This is a genomic window from Enterobacter cloacae complex sp. 2015409, assembly GCF_041365315.1.
Taxonomy (GTDB): Bacteria; Pseudomonadota; Gammaproteobacteria; order Enterobacterales; family Enterobacteriaceae; genus Enterobacter; species Enterobacter pseudoroggenkampii.
Genome location: NZ_JBFTVM010000004.1, coordinates 270,707 through 287,283, shown reverse-complemented (window position 1 = coordinate 287,283; position 16,577 = coordinate 270,707). Strand labels below are relative to the sequence as shown.

Annotated in this window: 14 protein-coding genes; 8 read left to right on the top strand and 6 right to left on the bottom strand. The window is 56.3% G+C overall.

Annotation, left to right across the window (positions count from 1 at the left end; translation table 11 throughout):
* Positions 1-8: 8 nt before the first annotated feature.
* A complete protein-coding gene (locus ACDO57_RS19275; RefSeq protein ID WP_267215571.1) occupies positions 9-941 on the bottom strand; it encodes a LysR family transcriptional regulator in 933 nt (310 codons plus the stop codon).
* Positions 942-1,062: 121 nt separating this feature from the next.
* Between ACDO57_RS19275 and lysA the strand changes: the two genes are divergently transcribed.
* The gene (lysA, locus tag ACDO57_RS19270; protein WP_024909307.1) at positions 1,063-2,325 is read left to right on the top strand and encodes a diaminopimelate decarboxylase; all 1,263 of its coding nucleotides are present in this window, start codon (positions 1,063-1,065) and stop codon (positions 2,323-2,325) included.
* Here the strand turns inward: lysA and ACDO57_RS19265 are convergent.
* Positions 2,295-3,332, bottom strand: coding sequence for a LacI family DNA-binding transcriptional regulator (locus tag ACDO57_RS19265; protein WP_032648146.1), 1,038 nt, complete (start codon positions 3,330-3,332; stop codon positions 2,295-2,297). The two genes, lysA and ACDO57_RS19265, sit on opposite strands and share 31 nt — an antisense overlap.
* Before the next feature lie 221 nt (positions 3,333-3,553).
* Between ACDO57_RS19265 and ACDO57_RS19260 the strand changes: the two genes are divergently transcribed.
* The gene (locus tag ACDO57_RS19260) at positions 3,554-4,039 is read left to right on the top strand and encodes a GNAT family N-acetyltransferase (RefSeq protein WP_370884444.1); all 486 of its coding nucleotides are present in this window, start codon (positions 3,554-3,556) and stop codon (positions 4,037-4,039) included.
* Here ACDO57_RS19260 and galR read toward each other — a convergent pair.
* Positions 4,000-5,016 (bottom strand): HTH-type transcriptional regulator GalR, encoded by a 1,017-nt coding sequence (gene galR, locus ACDO57_RS19255; protein WP_048990698.1) that lies wholly within the window; start codon positions 5,014-5,016, stop codon positions 4,000-4,002. The genes ACDO57_RS19260 and galR overlap by 40 nt on opposite strands.
* A 425-nt stretch (positions 5,017-5,441) precedes the next feature.
* On the opposite strand from galR, the gene aas reads away from it, so the two are divergent.
* A complete protein-coding gene (gene aas / locus ACDO57_RS19250; protein ID WP_370884443.1) occupies positions 5,442-7,601 on the top strand; it encodes a bifunctional acyl-ACP--phospholipid O-acyltransferase/long-chain-fatty-acid--ACP ligase in 2,160 nt (719 codons plus the stop codon).
* Positions 7,594-8,787 (top strand): lysophospholipid transporter LplT, encoded by a 1,194-nt coding sequence (lplT, locus tag ACDO57_RS19245; RefSeq protein WP_032648138.1) that lies wholly within the window; start codon positions 7,594-7,596, stop codon positions 8,785-8,787. Before aas ends, lplT begins: the two co-directional genes overlap by 8 nt.
* A 93-nt stretch (positions 8,788-8,880) precedes the next feature.
* Here the strand turns inward: lplT and ACDO57_RS19240 are convergent, their stop codons facing one another.
* The 3 genes from ACDO57_RS19240 to mutH form a co-directional block, all read right to left on the bottom strand.
* Positions 8,881-9,921, bottom strand: coding sequence for an NADP(H)-dependent aldo-keto reductase (locus ACDO57_RS19240; RefSeq protein ID WP_024909298.1), 1,041 nt, complete (start codon positions 9,919-9,921; stop codon positions 8,881-8,883).
* A gap of 131 nt (positions 9,922-10,052) precedes the next feature.
* Positions 10,053-10,271: a YgdI/YgdR family lipoprotein gene (locus ACDO57_RS19235; protein WP_008499668.1), complete on the bottom strand. Its 219-nt coding sequence runs from the start codon at positions 10,269-10,271 to the stop codon at positions 10,053-10,055.
* A 128-nt stretch (positions 10,272-10,399) separates the two neighbouring features.
* Positions 10,400-11,092, bottom strand: a complete 693-nt coding sequence (mutH, locus tag ACDO57_RS19230) for a DNA mismatch repair endonuclease MutH (RefSeq protein ID WP_032648136.1) — start codon at positions 11,090-11,092, stop codon at positions 10,400-10,402.
* A 683-nt stretch (positions 11,093-11,775) separates the two neighbouring features.
* Between mutH and rppH the strand changes: the two genes are divergently transcribed.
* The 4 genes from rppH (at position 11,776) to thyA (ending at position 16,435) form a co-directional block, all read left to right on the top strand.
* Entirely contained in the window at positions 11,776-12,306 is a 531-nt protein-coding gene (gene rppH, locus ACDO57_RS19225) for an RNA pyrophosphohydrolase (protein ID WP_013098553.1), read from the top strand.
* Between the two features lie 12 nt (positions 12,307-12,318).
* On the top strand, positions 12,319-14,565 hold the full coding sequence (gene ptsP, locus ACDO57_RS19220) for a phosphoenolpyruvate--protein phosphotransferase (RefSeq protein ID WP_024909296.1): 2,247 nt from the start codon (positions 12,319-12,321) through the stop codon (positions 14,563-14,565).
* Positions 14,566-14,758: 193 nt separating this feature from the next.
* Positions 14,759-15,634: a prolipoprotein diacylglyceryl transferase gene (lgt, locus tag ACDO57_RS19215; RefSeq protein ID WP_023309046.1), complete on the top strand. Its 876-nt coding sequence runs from the start codon at positions 14,759-14,761 to the stop codon at positions 15,632-15,634.
* A gap of 6 nt (positions 15,635-15,640) precedes the next feature.
* Complete coding sequence (thyA, locus tag ACDO57_RS19210) at positions 15,641-16,435, top strand: thymidylate synthase (RefSeq protein WP_014885081.1); 795 nt, start codon at positions 15,641-15,643, stop codon at positions 16,433-16,435.
* The last annotated feature ends 142 nt before the right edge of the window (positions 16,436-16,577 follow it).

The following is a 16,577-nucleotide window of genomic DNA, read 5'->3' as shown; positions in this document are numbered from 1 at the left end:
CCCGCTGTTCAGTGGGGCGTCTGATTCAACATCTTATTTAGCTGGTCAGCCAACAGACTTAACCCTCCTTGCAGATGCTCACTGAACGCCTCCACCAGCGCCGATGCCGGACGATGCAGTGGGCGGATTAGGCTAACGGTGAAAGGAACTGAGACACTAAACCGACGTACAACAATCCCACTTTCCGCATAATCCAGCGCCGTGAGCGGATTCACCACCGCGACGCCGACGCCTGCGCGTACCATCGCACAAATCGAGGCCGCGCTGTGCGTTTCTACCACCATTCGGCGTTTGACCTGATGCTCGGAAAACAGCGTATCCAGCAGCTGTCGATAACTGTCGGTCTGCGACAGGCTGATGTAGTTTTCCCCGTGGAAATCCTCCGGTGTAAGCACCGCCTTACCGGCAAGCCGATGCCCGGCGGGCAGAACGCACACTTCATCTAACGAGAGCAACTCCGTGCGCGCCGTTCCCGCAGGCGTGGAGAGGGTTTCGGTCAGGCCTAAATCATGGCGCTGAGCCGAAAGCCACTCTTCAAGCAGAGGTGATTCCTGAGGCACGATGGTGAGGCTGACCTCCGGGTATCGGGCCAGAAAGGGTTGCAGCAGCATCGGCAAAAAGGATTGCGAAAAGACGGGCAGGCAGACGATCGACAGCTCGCCCTGACGAAACTCGCGCAGGCTTTCCGCGGCACTCACTATTCTATCCAGCCCGTACCAGGAGCGCTGAACTTCCTCGAACAGGCGTAACCCTTGTACCGTCGGGTGAAGCCTGCCCCGGGTGCGTTCGAACAGCTTCAACCCCAGCACTTTCTCGAAGCGTGCCAGCTCGCGGCTCACCGTCGGCTGCGAGGTATGCAGCATCTGTGCGGCTTCGGTGAGATTACCGGTGGTCATCACGGCGTGAAAAATCTCGATATGGCGTAAATTGACGGCGGGCATAGGGCACCTGAAAGCAGAGAACTGACCATATCATTTTTGCATAGACTCGCGATAAAACGATATTTTTTATTCTCTTTGTGCTGTGGCGTAATCATGAAAACGCATTTACCCGGAGAAGACCATGCCACGCCCGCTGAACCAGACTGATACCGATTTGAACGCCGACAACCTGCTGCGCCTGCCCGCCGAATTTGGCTGCCCGGTGTGGGTCTACGACGCGCAGATCGTTCGCGAGAAGATCGCCGCCCTGCATCAGTTTGACGTGGTGCGTTTTGCCCAGAAGGCCTGCTCCAATATCCACATTCTGCGCCTGATGCGTGAGCAGGGCGTGAAGGTGGACTCCGTTTCACTCGGCGAAATCGAGCGCGCGCTGGCGGCCGGATACGATCCGAAAGCCGACGGTGACGCGATCGTCTTTACCGCCGATGTGATCGACGATGCGACGCTGGCGCGCGTCCACGAGCTGCAGATCCCGGTGAATGCCGGCTCTGTGGATATGCTGGAGCAGCTGGGCGAGGTTTCACCCGGCCATCGCGTCTGGCTGCGCGTGAACCCGGGCTTTGGTCATGGCCACAGCCAAAAAACCAATACCGGTGGCGAAAACAGCAAGCATGGGATCTGGTATGCCGATATGCCTGCCGCGCTGGCGGTATTACAGCGCTACGGCCTGAAGCTGGTGGGGATTCATATGCACATTGGCTCTGGCGTCGATTACGGCCACCTGGAGCAGGTGTGCGGCGCGATGGTGCGCCAGGTTGTCGACTTCGGTCAGGATCTGGAGGCGATCTCTGCCGGTGGCGGTCTCTCCATTCCTTATCGCGAAGGGGAAGAGGCGATTGATACCGATCACTATTACGGTCTGTGGAGCGCCGCGCGCGATCAAATCGCCGCGCATTTGGGCCACGCGGTAAAACTGGAAATTGAGCCGGGCCGTTTCCTGGTGGCGGAAGCCGGCGTGCTGGTTTCGCAGGTGCGCAGCGTGAAAGAGATGGGGTCTCGCCACTTTGTATTGATTGACGCAGGCTTTAACGATCTGATGCGTCCGTCCATGTACGGCAGCTATCACCACATTACCGCCCTGGCTGCCGACGGCCGCGATTTATCGCAGGCACCACGCGTTGAGACGGTCGTTGCGGGGCCGCTGTGCGAATCGGGTGACGTGTTTACCCAGCAGGAGGGCGGCAAAGTGGAGACCCGCGCGCTGCCAGAGGTCAAACCGGGTGATTATCTTGTGCTGCACGACACCGGTGCTTACGGGGCGTCTATGTCCTCTAACTACAATAGCCGCCCGCTGCTGCCGGAAGTGCTGTTTGATAACGGCAAGGCGCGGCTGATCCGCCGCCGCCAGACCATTCAGGAACTGCTGGCGTTAGAGCTCATCTGATGAAAGTACGGCCCCGTCGTGACCGAATCGCGTAAGACCAGCGTGCCGGTAAACGGCGGGATGGCATCGACCGGCTGGTTTTTTGCCAGCCGGATCGCCTGATCGATGGCCGTGACAATCATATTGTCGATGGGCAGATAAACCGATGAGAGCGCAGGCTCCAGCCATTTTGCGCTTGGGGCGTCGTCAAAGCCGAACAGTGAAATATCCTGCGGGATTTTACGCCCCGCCTGGTGTAACGCTTTGGACGCGCCCAGCGCCATATCGTCGTTACAGGCAAACAGGGCGCTAAACGATACACCGTCGGCAATCAATTCCTTGCACAGCTCGTATCCCCCGGTCATCCCCGCATCGCCGTACTTTATCCGACGCTCGTCCAGACGGATGCCGTGCTTTTCCAGCGCCTTGCGATAGCCCATCAGCCTCGCTTTTCCGGTTGGGGTATGGATCGGGACGGTGATACAGGCGATCTCCCGATGGCCCTGTTCAATCAGATAATCCACGGCTTTAAACGCGGCATCCTGCTGTTCGAAGAACACGCAGCGATCCGGCGCCTGGCTCACTTCACGGTTAATGACCACCAGCGGTGTTTTTACGGTGTTCATCAGTTTGATGATCGCTTTTTCGCTCATATAGCGCGTATAAAGCACGATGGCATCGCACTGGCGATCGGCCAGCATCTGCACCGCCTGTTCTTCCTGTTCCGGCGCGTCGTGACCGTCGGTGACGATCAGCTGTTTACCGTGGGTTTCAGTCTGCCGCGACGCCTGCTGGAGAAGGCGGCCAAAGTAAAAGCCGTCGAAGGTGGAGACGACCAGACCAATGCTGTTGCTGGTCTGGTTAGCCAGCGAGCGCGCGAGAAAGTTCGGCCGATAGCCCAGCTCTTCCATCGCCGCAAACACCTGCTGACGCGTACTCTCTTTAACCTGACCCGTGCCGTTCAGCACGCGCGATACCGTGGCCTTCGACACGCCCGCGCGCAGTGAGACATCCAGCATTGTTACCATTCTACATTCCTGCTTTCACGTAATGATCTGCAGTTTAACACAGAGCTTACGCCGTATAAGCGATGCGGGAAGCGCAAAAATTCCGCCACGATCACGCTTTTCGGTAACGATTTGTCTGGCCTGCCTGAAGTAAAACTAAATAGTCTGACTCTGGTAAAATAATCGCCAAAACGAGCTGGAGGCGTCAGGCCAGCCCATTAATGAGAATACGCAGGTGAAACGTGAAAAAGACTGTTATCCTCCCGCTTTACGATGCACCGCAGTATGCTGAGCAGGTTACTGACTGGATCTGGCAGGCCTTTGGCGAGGGGCTTCCCCGGGAATTTTTCCACAGCATCGTTGAGCGCAGCCAGACGCCGGGAAAATTACCGCTGACGTTTATTGCCGTTGAGGACGAAAAGCTTCTTGGTACGGTGGGGATCTGGCGCTGCGATTTGATCACCCGACAGGATCTCTGTCCGTGGCTGGCGGCGCTGTACGTTGACGACGCGGCGCGAGGCAAGGGGCTGGCGGGAGAACTTCAGCGGCATGTTATCGCTTACGCCGCGCAGTCCGGGTATGAGGAACTCCATCTCTGGTCTGCCTGCCGTGACTTCTACGAACGTTACGGCTGGCAGTATATCGGTGATGGGCTGGAATACCCCAACACGCGGGTCCACCTCTACCGTTATTCGCTCTGCGCTTCCGCAGGCGACGCAACGGAGTGACGACGAACCAGCGTCGGGCTAAACAGATGCGTAATATCCGGCGGCTGGCGCTGTTCCGCCAGCGCTAACGCCAGCTCGGCGGCCTGTGTGGCCATGGTGATAATCGGGTAGCGCACGGTGGTCAGGCGCGGGCGCACGTAGCGGGAGACCAGCACGTCGTCGAAGCCAATCAGCGAAATTTCTGCCGGTACCTCAATCCCGTTGTCGTTCAACACCCCCATTGCCCCTGCGGCCATGGAGTCGTTATAGCTGGCAACCGCCGTGAAATTCCGTCCGCGACCCAGCAGCTCGGTCATGGCCTGTTCACCGCCGCTCTCATCCGGTTCACCGTAGGCCACCAGGCGGTCATTGCACGGCAGTCCGTTTTCGCGCAGGGCATCGTAGTAGCCCTGCAGACGGTCTTCTGCATCAGAAATCGGGTGGTTTGAACAGAGATAGCCAATCCGGGTGTGGCCCTGCTGAATCAGATGACGGGTCGCAAGCCACGCGCCGTAGCGGTCGTCGAGCGCCACGCAGCGTTTCTCAAAGCCGGGAATAATGCGGTTGATGATGACCATCCCGGGGATCTGCTTCATCAGATGAATTAGTTCGGCATCCGGGATCATTTTTGCGTGTACTACCAGCGCCGCGCAGCGGTGGCGGATCAGCTGCTCGATGGCCTGGCGTTCTTTTTGTTCATTATGATAGCCATTGCCGATCAGCAAAAAATTGCCTGTCTGATAAGAAACCTGCTCAACGGCTTTCACCATCGCGCCGAAAAAGGGATCGGAGACATCTCCTACCACCAGACCAATGGTTTCTGTGGACTGCTGGGCGAGCGCGCGGGCATTGGCATTGGGATGATAGTTCAGGGATTCCATGGCGCTTTGTACCGCCTGGCGTGATGCGTCACTGGCTTTTGGGGAGTCGTTAATCACACGGGAGACGGTTGCCACCGACACACCTGCCAGACGGGCCACATCCTTTATTGTCGCCATTCATTACCTTCTTATTGGGGGTAAGCGTTTACACACCAAATAGTGTTGCGGAAAAGCGGCGCGCATTCAAGGGGAGCGGATTTCCGCTCTCCACAAACGTGACGCAGAACAACCCTGGCGGTGTAATCGTTACACGCGCAGTCATGTCTGAAGAATGTCAATCTGAACCTTTGGTTACACTTTGCCTCAGGCTGTTGCGATTGTCCGATGGCGAGGATGTTAATGAGATTGATACAGTTGAGATCCCAGAGGTATTGATTGGTGAGAATTCTTAGTACGGTTTCGTACTCATCTCTTGCACCAACCTGCGCGGATGCGCAGGTTTTTTTTCGCCTCCACTTTTGCTGTCGCTCCCGTATCACTTCTCGTGTAATCTGCCACCATTTACTATCAACCCTCCACACTGGCTGGCAAAGGGAGTTGAGATGCTATTTGGGTTCTTCCGTACACTGTTCCGTATTCTCTTTCGCATCCGCGTCACTGGTGATGCCCAGGCGCTTCGCGGCGAACGCGTTCTTATCACACCAAATCATGTTTCCTTTATAGACGGTATCCTGCTGGCGCTGTTTCTGCCCGTGCGCCCGGTATTTGCGGTCTATACCTCCATCAGCCAGCAGTGGTACATGCGCTGGCTCACGCCGCTGATTGATTTTGTGCCGCTCGACCCGACAAAGCCGATGATGATTAAGCATCTGGTGCGTCTGGTCGAGCAGGGTCGTCCGGTGGTCATTTTCCCGGAAGGGCGTATCTCCGTGACCGGTTCGCTGATGAAAATCTACGACGGTGCGGGGTTTGTCGCGGCGAAGTCAAAAGCGACCGTGGTGCCGCTGCGAATTGAAGGCGCAGAGCTGACCCATTTCAGCCGTCTGAAGGGACTGGTGAAGCAGCGTCTGTTCCCCAAAATCATGCTGCATATTCTGCCGCCAACGTCGTTACCGATGCCCGACGCGCCGCGTGCCCGCGATCGCCGTAAAATCGCCGGAGAAATGCTGCACCAGATTATGATGGAAGCGCGCATGGCCGTGCGTCCGCGCGAAACGCTGTACGAATCTCTGCTTTCCGCGCAGCACCGCTATGGCGCGAAGAAAAACTGCATCGAAGACATCAACTTTACCCCGGATACCTATCGCAAACTGCTGACCAAGACCCTGTTTGTGGGCCGCATTCTGGAGAAGTACAGCAAAAAGGGCGAAAAGATTGGCCTGATGCTGCCTAACGCGGGCATCAGCGCGGCGGTGATTTTCGGCGCGGTTTCCCGGGGCCGGATCCCGGCGATGATGAACTACACGGCGGGTGTGAAAGGGCTGACCAGCGCCATCACCGCTGCCCAGATTAATACCGTCTTTACCTCTCGTCAGTTCCTGGACAAAGGCAAGCTCTGGCATCTTCCCGAGCAGCTCACCCAGGTACGCTGGGTTTTCCTGGAGGATCTGAAAGCCGACGTGACCACCGGCGACAAGCTGTGGATTTTTGCTCACCTGCTGGTGCCGCGTCTGGCGCAGGTCAAACAGCAGCCGGAAGATGACGCCATTATCCTCTTCACGTCAGGCTCGGAGGGCAACCCGAAAGGCGTCGTCCACAGCCACAAGAGCATTCTGGCGAACGTTGAGCAGATTAAAAGCATCGCCGACTTTACCGCGAACGACCGCTTTATGTCGGCGCTGCCGCTGTTCCACTCCTTTGGCCTGACGGTGGGGCTGTTCACGCCGCTCCTGACCGGCGCAGAAGTGTTCCTCTACCCGAGCCCGCTGCATTACCGCATTGTGCCGGAGCTGGTGTATGACCGTAACTGTACCGTTCTGTTCGGGACCTCAACCTTCCTGGGGAACTATGCGCGCTTTGCCAATCCGTATGATTTTTATCGTGTGCGGTATGTGGTGGCTGGCGCGGAAAAACTGCAGGAGAGCACGCGCCAGATCTGGCAGGACAAGTTTGGCCTGCGCATTCTCGAAGGCTATGGCGTTACCGAGTGTGCGCCCGTGGTCTCGATTAACGTGCCGATGGCGGCGAAACCGGGCACGGTTGGCCGAATTCTGCCGGGGATGGACGCGCGTCTGCTGGCGGTGCCGGGCATTGAGGACGGTGGCCGCCTGCAGCTGAAAGGGCCAAACGTGATGAACGGGTATCTGCGCGTGGAAAATCCGGGCGTGCTGGAAGCGCCGACGGCGGAAAACGTCAACGGCGAGGTTGAAACCGGCTGGTACGACACCGGGGATATCGTCCGTTTCGATGAACAGGGCTTTGTACAGATTCAGGGACGCGCGAAACGCTTCGCCAAAATTGCCGGCGAAATGGTCTCTCTGGAAATGGTTGAGCAGCTGGCGACGGCCGTGTCCGCCGAGAAGATGCACGCCACGGTGGTGAAGAGCGATGCCAGCAAAGGCGAGGCGCTGGTGCTGTTTACGACCGACGGTGAGCTTAAGCGCGACAGGTTACTGAGCTATGCGCGTGAACACGGTATTCCTGAACTGGCCGTGCCGCGCGATATTCGCTACCTGAAACAGCTCCCGGTACTGGGCAGCGGGAAGCCAGATTTCGTGACCCTGAAAGGCATGGTTGAAGAGGCGGAACAGCAAAATGCGTGAGTCAGTACACACTAACACTTCACTCAGGTCGAAAGGCATGATGGCCGTCATTGCCGCGCAGTTTCTCTCTGCGTTCGGTGATAACGCGCTGCTGTTTGCCACGCTGGCGCTGCTGAAAGCCGAGTTTTACCCCGACTGGAGTCAGCCGATCCTGCAGATGGTGTTTGTGGGCGCTTACATTATCTTTGCTCCGTTCGTCGGGCAGGTGGCGGACAGCTTCCCGAAAGGTCGGGTGATGATGTTTGCCAATGGCCTCAAGCTGCTGGGTGCGGCCAGCATTTGTTTTGGCTTTAATCCGTTTATTGGCTATACGCTGGTGGGCATTGGCGCCGCCGCCTACTCCCCGGCGAAGTATGGCATTCTCGGCGAGCTGACCACCGGAGATAAGCTGGTGAAAGCCAATGGTCTGATGGAGTCGTCAACCATTGCCGCTATCCTGCTCGGATCCGTTGCGGGCGGCGTGCTGGCCGACTGGCATGTCCTGGCGGCACTGGGCGTATGCGCGGCGGTGTATGGTGGGGCGGTCGTGGCGAACCTGTTTATTCCTAAACTGCCGGTGGCTCGCCCGGGACAATCCTGGCGCTTTAAACCGATGACCGGCAGCTTCTTTACCGCCTGCCGCGTGCTGTGGCGTAACGGTGAAACGCGTTTTTCCCTCATGGGGACCAGTATGTTCTGGGGGGCGGGCGTCACGCTGCGCTTCCTGCTGGTCCTGTGGGTGCCGGTGGCGCTGGGGATTACTGACAACGCGACGCCGACCTATCTGAATGCGATGGTGGCCATCGGCATTGTGGTGGGGGCTGGCGCGGCGGCGAAGCTGGTAACGCTCGAGACGGTAGCACGCTGCATGCCCGCAGGGATCCTGATTGGCGTCGTGGTGCTGATCTTCTCGCTGCAGCATGCGTTATTGCCCGCGTATGTCCTCCTCATCCTGATTGGTATTCTGGGGGGCTTCTTCGTGGTGCCACTGAACGCGTTACTGCAGGAGCGGGGCAAGCAGACCGTCGGGGCAGGCAATGCCATCGCGGTACAAAACCTGGGGGAAAACCTGGCAATGCTGTTAATGCTGGGGCTCTACTCGCTGGCGGTAAAAGTGGGCGTGCCGGTGGTGGGGATTGGCGTCGGGTTTGGTGGGCTGTTTGCGCTGGCGATTGCGGGCTTGTGGATGTGGCAACGTCGCCGCTGATAAGTGCGGCCTGATGCCCTCACCCCGGCCCTCTCCCACAGGGAGAGGGAGCAAACCCTAAAAACGGCAACGTGCGTTGCCGTTTTGCTTTTATTACGGTGCAGGATAAGTATAAACCTGATGCACCGCTTCAATCTCCGCTAACACCTCTTCACTCAGGTTCAGATTGAAACTCGCAATATTGGTTTTCAACTGCTCCATCGTGGTCGCGCCCAGCAGGGTGCTGGCAACAAACGGCTGACGACGCACGAAGGCCAGCGCCATCTGCGCAGGGTCAAGACCGTGACGCTTCGCGATATCCACATAGGCGGCAACGGCTTTCTGCGTCTGCTCGCCGCTGTAACGGGTAAAGCGGCTAAAGAGGGTGTTACGCGCCCCGGCCGGTTTCGCGCCGTTCAGGTATTTCCCCGTCAGTGTGCCGAAGCCGAGACAGGAGTAGGCGAGCAGTTCCACTTCTTCATACTGTGTCACTTCGGCCAGACCCACTTCATAGCTGCGGTTAAGCAGGCTGTACGGGTTCTGAATAGTCACGATACGCGGCAGATCGTGTTTATCCGCCAGGTGCAGATAGCGCATGACCCCAAAGGCTGTTTCGTTAGAGACGCCAATATAGCGGATTTTTCCCGCGCGCTGGCATTCGGTCAGCGCTTCCAGCGTTTCCAGCAGCGTCACGGCGGGGGCGCTCTCATTCCAGCTGTAGCCGAGCTTACCAAAGCAGTTGGTTGGGCGCTGAGGCCAGTGCACCTGATACAGATCGAGATAGTCGGTTTGCAGGCGCTTCAGGCTGGCGTCCAGTGCGGCGCGGATATTCTTGCGATCGAGGATCTGATTCGGGCGGATCCCGGTATCGTTGTTGCGCGCGGGGCCGCTGACTTTTGAGGCAATCACCAGCTTTTCACGGTTGCCGTGTTTTGCCAGCCAGTTACCGACGTAGGTTTCGGTAAGTCCCTGCGTTTCCGGACGTGGTGGAACAGGGTACATCTCCGCGACATCAATCAGGTTAATCCCCTGGCTGACGGCGTAATCGAGTTGTGCATGGGCATCGGCTTCGCTGTTTTGTTCACCAAATGTCATCGTGCCCAACCCCAGTTGGCTTATTTCCAGAGCGCTGTGGGGGATACGGTGATAATGCATAGCCGGCTTCCTCAGTAGACTTATAGACCGCGTCAGGGCGTGCCCGACAAAGGAATATAAACATGGCAGAGGGGAAGCAAAAGGGGAAGAAAAAAATCAAAAAGGTCAGCAAGCGACTGACCTCTCTCTGTTTATCGCTCGATAATTTGCGATACTTCGTCGCGATTGATCTGCATTTTATTGCCTTCCTGATCGCGGTAGCTGACCAGACCGGTATCATCGTCAACTTCGGGTTTGCCGTCGGTCAGGATCATTCGACCATCTTTTGTCGCCATGACGTAATCGCTGCTACAGCCCGATACGGCAAACGCTAAACCGACTGCTGAAACTAACACTGCCCATTTTTTCATCGTTATCGTCCTCATCTGGCGCGTATCAAATCATCATCTAGTATTAACCCGATATGGCGACTTGAGGAAGCAGTAAAATCTTAAAAAGCAGTCGATTATGTTTGAGAGCTCGCAAAATAAGTAAAAAACTATGTTTTTAACAGGAAATGACGTGCCAGGAGCGCGCCGGTGAAATTCTTTTTAAGATAAAAACCGCGCGGCAGCGTCAGTATCGGCTCACCCTGTGCGCCGATGGCCTCGGTAAGCGCTTTACTGTTGGCCGCTTTCGGACGCAGCTGTAACACTTCTCCGTGTCGGGCGGTGATGCGCTCTACCTGCCCAAGAACGATCATGTCCATCAGCTCCTCCCAGTCCAGCCGAAGCTGATGCTCTTCATCCTCGTTCGGGCTCCAGAGCAGCGGCGCGCCAACGCGACGGTCGGCCAGGGGGATCTGTCGCTCGCCTTCAACCGGTACCCACAACACGCGCTTCAGCTTGTGGCGAACGTGGCTGGTTTCCCACGTCACGCCGGTGTTGCCGGTTAATGGCGCAACGCAGACAAAGGTGGTCTCAAGCGGCTTGCCCTGGCTATCTATTGGGATGGTTTTTAACTCCACGCCAAGTGCTGCAAAATCCTGCTCGGGTTTGCTCCCTGCGCTCGCACCCAGCCACAGCTCAAGCAGCATGCCGATCCAGCCTTTATCCCGCTTAAGATCCTTCGGGATCGGAAGCCCTGCCATTGCCGCCAGCTCGCCAAGCGAAAAGCCCGCAAGACGCTGTGCCTGCTGGAGCAACTGGCCCTCGCTGGACGGCGGTGAGAGCAAGGGTGTAAGCGGATGCATGACGGTAACCTTTTGATTAAAAAATAAACGAAGAAATTGTCCCCTGTGGATAGAGTTTAACTATTTCTGTACCAATATTCCATGTGTATGATTTATAGGTTTTTTTATGGGTTTGAAATCGTTTCACCCGAGTCAGAAAACCGGTTGTTCAAATCTGGTCACTGACAATGAACAGGATCTTACACCATGTTATCCACAGAAAAATGGGATAACTGGGCATAACCCTGACTACTGTTTCAATTTACAGCCTTGACGTGCGATGAAAATCGAATTTTCAAACAAATTGTGACTAACTTATTGGCACAATCTGTGGATAAAACCGACGCTGTTCGATCTTTCATCAGCACGACGATCCCTGATGTGACGATCGTCACGCTATTCTGTTTTGCGTTCATAGAAATACATTTAACTCTATGAAAATAATTGCATTATTGAATTCAGGTGAAAGAGGGGATATGGCAGCGTTTAAGGTTGTTCATCGGTAATCAGACACTTCTTCACAACTATATCCACAGAAAAGGTGAATAAAATTCCCTTCACTGCCACTCATCTGTTTATAACTCAGCACTTATTTGTGAGTTATTCAAATGTTATTAGGTTGCAGCCCTGTAAGAGAGTGGTTTACCGCCTCCCTGTAGTGTGAAACAATCATTCATATATAAGGTTTAGTTTGGGGTAGTCCGGTGATTGATGACGATGGCTACCGCCCGAACGTAGGAATAGTAATTTGTAATCGTCAGGGCCAGGTAATGTGGGCCCGGCGATATGGTCAGCACTCCTGGCAGTTCCCGCAAGGCGGGATCAATCCGGGAGAGTCCCCAGAACAAGCGATGTACCGGGAGCTTTTTGAAGAGGTCGGTTTAAGCCGAAAAGATGTTCGCATCCTGGCTTCGACCCGCAACTGGTTGCGTTACAAGTTACCGAAACGTTTGGTGCGTTGGGACACAAAGCCGGTTTGTATCGGCCAGAAACAGAAGTGGTTTCTGTTGCAGTTGGTGGGCAACGATTCAGACATCAATATGCAAACCAGCAGTACGCCGGAGTTCGATGGCTGGCGCTGGGTGAGCTATTGGTATCCTGTTCGTCAGGTCGTGTCATTTAAACGCGATGTTTACCGTAGGGTGATGAAAGAGTTTGCAAGTGTGGTAATGCAGCTTCAGGAGATCCCGCCTAAGCCGCAGAGCGCACCTGCCTGGCGACGTAAAAGAGGTTAAGCTACGCAAATCATGCTCACCCGCTTGCGAGAAATAGTCGAGAAGGTGGCCAGCGCGCCGCGTCTGAACGAGGCGCTGAATATTCTGGTCACCGACATCTGCCTTGCGATGGAGACCGAGGTCTGTTCGGTGTATCTGGCCGACCACGATCGGCGCTGCTATTACCTGATGGCAACCCGTGGTTTGAAAAAACCACGCGGACGCACCGTAACGCTCGCATTTGATGAAGGTATCGTGGGTCTGGTCGGGCGGCTGGCTGAACCCATCAACCTTGCTGACGCACAAAAACACCCCAGCTTTAAGTACATCCCTTCCGTAAAAGAAGAGCGCTTCCGCGCTTTCCTTGGCGTGCCGATTATCCAGCGTCGCCAACTGCTCGGCGTGCTGGTCGTCCAGCAGCGCGAGCTACGTCAGTACGATGAAAGCGAGGAGTCTTTCCTCGTCACGCTGGCCACGCAGATGGCGGCGATCCTCTCCCAGTCCCAGCTTGCCGCGCTTTTTGGTCAGTATCGCCATACGCGCATTCGAGCCCTTCCGGCATCGCCAGGCGTGGCGATAGCGGAAGGCTGGATGGACGCCACCCTGCCGCTGATGGAGCAGGTTTACGAAGCCTCAACGCTTGATGAAGCCCTTGAGCGCGAGCGTCTCACCGCCGCGCTGGAAGAGGCGGCGAATGAATTTCGTCGTTACAGCAAGCGCTTTGCCGCAGGCGCGCAAAAAGAGACGGCGGCGATCTTTGACCTCTATTCGCACCTGCTCTCCGATGCGCGTCTGCGTCGTGAGCTTTTTGCGGAAGTGGATAAAGGCTCGGTCGCGGAGTGGGCGGTTAAGAAGGTTATCGAAAAATTTGCCGACCAGTTTGCGGCACTGACCGACGGTTACCTGAAAGAGCGGGCAGGCGATCTGCGCGCGCTGGGGCAGCGCCTGCTTTTCCATCTTGATGACACCATTCAGGGCCCGAATGCCTGGCCAAAACGGTTTGTTCTGGTTGCCGACGAACTTTCGGCAACGACGCTGGCTGAACTGCCCCAGGACAGGCTGGCCGGTGTGGTGGTGCGTGATGGTGCCGCCAACTCACACGCCGCCATTATGGTGCGCGCGCTGGGTATCCCTACCGTTATGGGGGCGGACATTCAGCCGTCGGTACTGCACCGACGTACGCTGGTGGTCGACGGCTATCGCGGTGAGCTGCTGGTCGATCCTGAGCCGGTTCTGCTCCAGGAGTACCAGCGTCTTATCAGCGAAGAGAATGAATTAAGCAAGCTGGCGGAAGATGACGTTAACCTGCCCGCACAGCTGAAGAGCGGTGAGCGGATCAAAGTCATGCTCAACGCCGGTTTAAGCCCTGAACATGAAGAAAAGCTTGGCAGCCGCATCGACGGTATTGGCCTATACCGTACTGAAATCCCGTTCATGCTGCAGAGTGGTTTCCCCTCCGAAGAGGAGCAGGTGGCACAGTATCAGGGGATGCTGCAGATGTTTAACGACAAACCTGTCACCCTGCGTACCCTGGATGTCGGGGCGGATAAACAGCTGCCCTATATGCCGATCAGCGAAGAAAACCCGTGCCTGGGCTGGCGTGGGATCCGCATTACGCTCGATCAGCCGGAGATCTTCCTGATCCAGGTACGTGCGATGCTGCGCGCCAACGCGGCGACGGGCAATCTCAGCATCCTGCTGCCGATGGTCACCAGCATCGATGAGATCGACGAGTCCCGGCGGCTGATCGAACGTGCTGGCCGCGAAGTGGAAGAGATGATCGGCTATGCGATCCCGAAACCGCGGATTGGGGTGATGCTTGAAGTGCCGTCTATGGTCTTTATGCTGCCGCAGCTGGCAAACCGTGTTGATTTTATCTCTGTCGGCACGAACGACCTGACGCAATATATCCTGGCCGTCGACCGTAACAATACTCGCGTCGCCAGTATCTACGACAGCCTGCATCCGGCGATTATTCGCGCGTTAGCGATGATCGCCCGTGAAGCGGAGCAGTACGGTATTGATTTACGCCTGTGCGGTGAAATGGCCGGGGATTCAATGTGTGTTGCGATCCTGATTGGTCTGGGATTCCGCCATCTGTCGATGAACGGTCGCGCCGTCGCCCGCGTGAAATACCTGCTGCGGCATATCGACATCAATGATGCCCGCGAGCTGGCTGAACGCAGCCTTGAGGCGCAGCTGGCAACGGAAGTCCGCCACCAGGTCGCGGCGTTTATGGAACGACGCGGTATGGGCGGTCTGATCCGCGGCGGCCGCTAATCGTTTTTCGCCCTCTCCCTGTGGGTGAGGGCGCCAGCGCGCATAAAACCCTATACACATCTTTTACATCTCTGGCGCATCCTCCGCGCCCGCCTTGTGCTATGATTCGCAACTTTGGAGCCTCTGCTTACAGCAGAATCGCATTTCTACCGCTGTCCACTTTCAGCGGAATAACAACATCTTGTGGTGACAGATGAACAGTGGTTATCTGCATTTTCCGGAATTTGATCCGGTCATTTTCTCAGTAGGACCTGTTTCGCTTCACTGGTACGGTCTGATGTACCTGGTGGGCTTCATTTTTGCCATGTGGCTCGCTGGCCGTCGCGCCAGCCGTCCGGGCAGCGGCTGGACCAAAAACGAAGTTGAAAACCTGCTGTATGCGGGCTTCCTCGGCGTGTTCCTCGGTGGCCGTATCGGGTATGTGCTGTTCTATAACTTCCCAGTATTCCTGAACGATCCGCTCTATCTGTTCCGCGTCTGGGACGGAGGCATGTCCTTCCACGGCGGCCTGATTGGTGTGATTCTGGTGATGGTGATTTTTGCCAAACGCACCAAACGCAACTTCTTCCAGGTTTCAGATTTTATCGCACCGCTGATCCCGTTTGGTCTCGGCGCTGGTCGTCTGGGCAACTTTATCAACGGTGAACTGTGGGGCCGCGTCGACCCGAGCGTGCCGTACACGATGCTCTTCCCGGGCTCCCGCGCAGAAGACATCGCGCTGCTGCCATCGCATCCGGAGTGGCAGTCCATTTTCGATACCTACGGCGTTCTGCCGCGCCATATGTCTCAGCTGTATGAGCTGGCGCTGGAAGGCGTGGTGCTGTTTATCATCCTCAACCTGTTTATTCGCAAGCCGCGCCCGATGGGGGCTGTTTCCGGGCTGTTCCTGATTGGCTATGGTGCGTTCCGCATCATCGTCGAATTCTTCCGCCAGCCTGACGCACAGTTTACCGGCGAATGGGTACAGTACATCAGCATGGGGCAAATCCTCTCCATTCCGATGATTGTCGCGGGTGCCATTATGATGATTTGGGCGTATCGTCGTCGTCCACAGCAACAAATTTCCTGAGGAACCATGAAACAGTATCTTGAATTGATGAAAAAAGTGCTCGATGAGGGCACGCCGAAAAACGACCGCACCGGTACCGGTACGCTCTCCATTTTTGGCCACCAGATGCGCTTCAATCTGCAAGAAGGCTTCCCGCTGGTGACGACAAAGCGCTGCCACCTGCGCTCGATCATTCATGAACTGCTCTGGTTCCTGCAAGGTGATACCAACGTTGCGTATCTGCACGAAAATAACGTCTCAATCTGGGACGAGTGGGCAGATGAAAACGGCAACCTGGGCCCGGTTTACGGTAAGCAGTGGCGCGCATGGCCAACGCCTGATGGCCGCCATATTGACCAGATCACCACCGTGATGAACCAGCTGAAAAACGATCCGGACTCGCGCCGAATCATTGTTTCCGCCTGGAACGTCGGCGAGCTGGATAAAATGGCGCTGGCACCGTGCCACGCGTTCTTCCAGTTCTATGTGGCGGATGGAAAGCTTTCCTGCCAGCTCTACCAGCGCTCCTGTGACGTGTTCCTCGGCCTGCCGTTTAACATTGCCAGCTATGCGCTGTTAGTTCACATGATGGCGCAGCAGTGCGACCTGGAAGTGGGTGATTTTGTCTGGACCGGTGGGGATACCCATCTTTACAGCAACCATATGGAACAGACGCATCTCCAGCTGACCCGCGAACCGCGTGCGCTGCCGAAGCTGATTATCAAACGCAAACCGGCATCAATATTTGATTACCGCTTTGATGATTTCGAGATTGAGGGTTACGACCCGCATCCGGGCATCAAAGCGCCCGTCGCTATCTGATGTGATAAAGCGTGACACAACCGGTGCTATTTAGCGCCGGTTTTTTTTCGCCTTTATCCCGTTTCCCGAGGCGCTATCCAGAAAGCGTGCAACGCGCTGCAACTCTCCCAATTCTCCGGACAACACCTCGTAAAACGAGGAT

Bases quoted from the DNA above. Each gene is read 5' to 3' on its own strand.
- mutH (WP_032648136.1), bottom strand. From the start codon at position 11,092: ATGCATCCGCTTACACCCTTGCTCTCACCGCCGTCCAGCGAGGGCCAG.
- ACDO57_RS19275 (WP_267215571.1), bottom strand. From the start codon at position 941: ATGCCCGCCGTCAATTTACGCCATATCGAGATTTTTCACGCCGTGATG.
- ACDO57_RS19240 (WP_024909298.1), bottom strand. From the start codon at position 9,921: ATGCATTATCACCGTATCCCCCACAGCGCTCTGGAAATAAGCCAACTG.
- lgt (WP_023309046.1), top strand. From the start codon at position 14,759: ATGAACAGTGGTTATCTGCATTTTCCGGAATTTGATCCGGTCATTTTC.
- ACDO57_RS19235 (WP_008499668.1), bottom strand. From the start codon at position 10,271: ATGAAAAAATGGGCAGTGTTAGTTTCAGCAGTCGGTTTAGCGTTTGCC.
- galR (WP_048990698.1), bottom strand. From the start codon at position 5,016: ATGGCGACAATAAAGGATGTGGCCCGTCTGGCAGGTGTGTCGGTGGCA.
- thyA (WP_014885081.1), top strand. From the start codon at position 15,641: ATGAAACAGTATCTTGAATTGATGAAAAAAGTGCTCGATGAGGGCACG.
- ACDO57_RS19265 (WP_032648146.1), bottom strand. From the start codon at position 3,332: ATGGTAACAATGCTGGATGTCTCACTGCGCGCGGGCGTGTCGAAGGCC.
- lplT (WP_032648138.1), top strand. From the start codon at position 7,594: ATGCGTGAGTCAGTACACACTAACACTTCACTCAGGTCGAAAGGCATG.
- lysA (WP_024909307.1), top strand. From the start codon at position 1,063: ATGCCACGCCCGCTGAACCAGACTGATACCGATTTGAACGCCGACAAC.
- aas (WP_370884443.1), top strand. From the start codon at position 5,442: ATGCTATTTGGGTTCTTCCGTACACTGTTCCGTATTCTCTTTCGCATC.
- ptsP (WP_024909296.1), top strand. From the start codon at position 12,319: ATGCTCACCCGCTTGCGAGAAATAGTCGAGAAGGTGGCCAGCGCGCCG.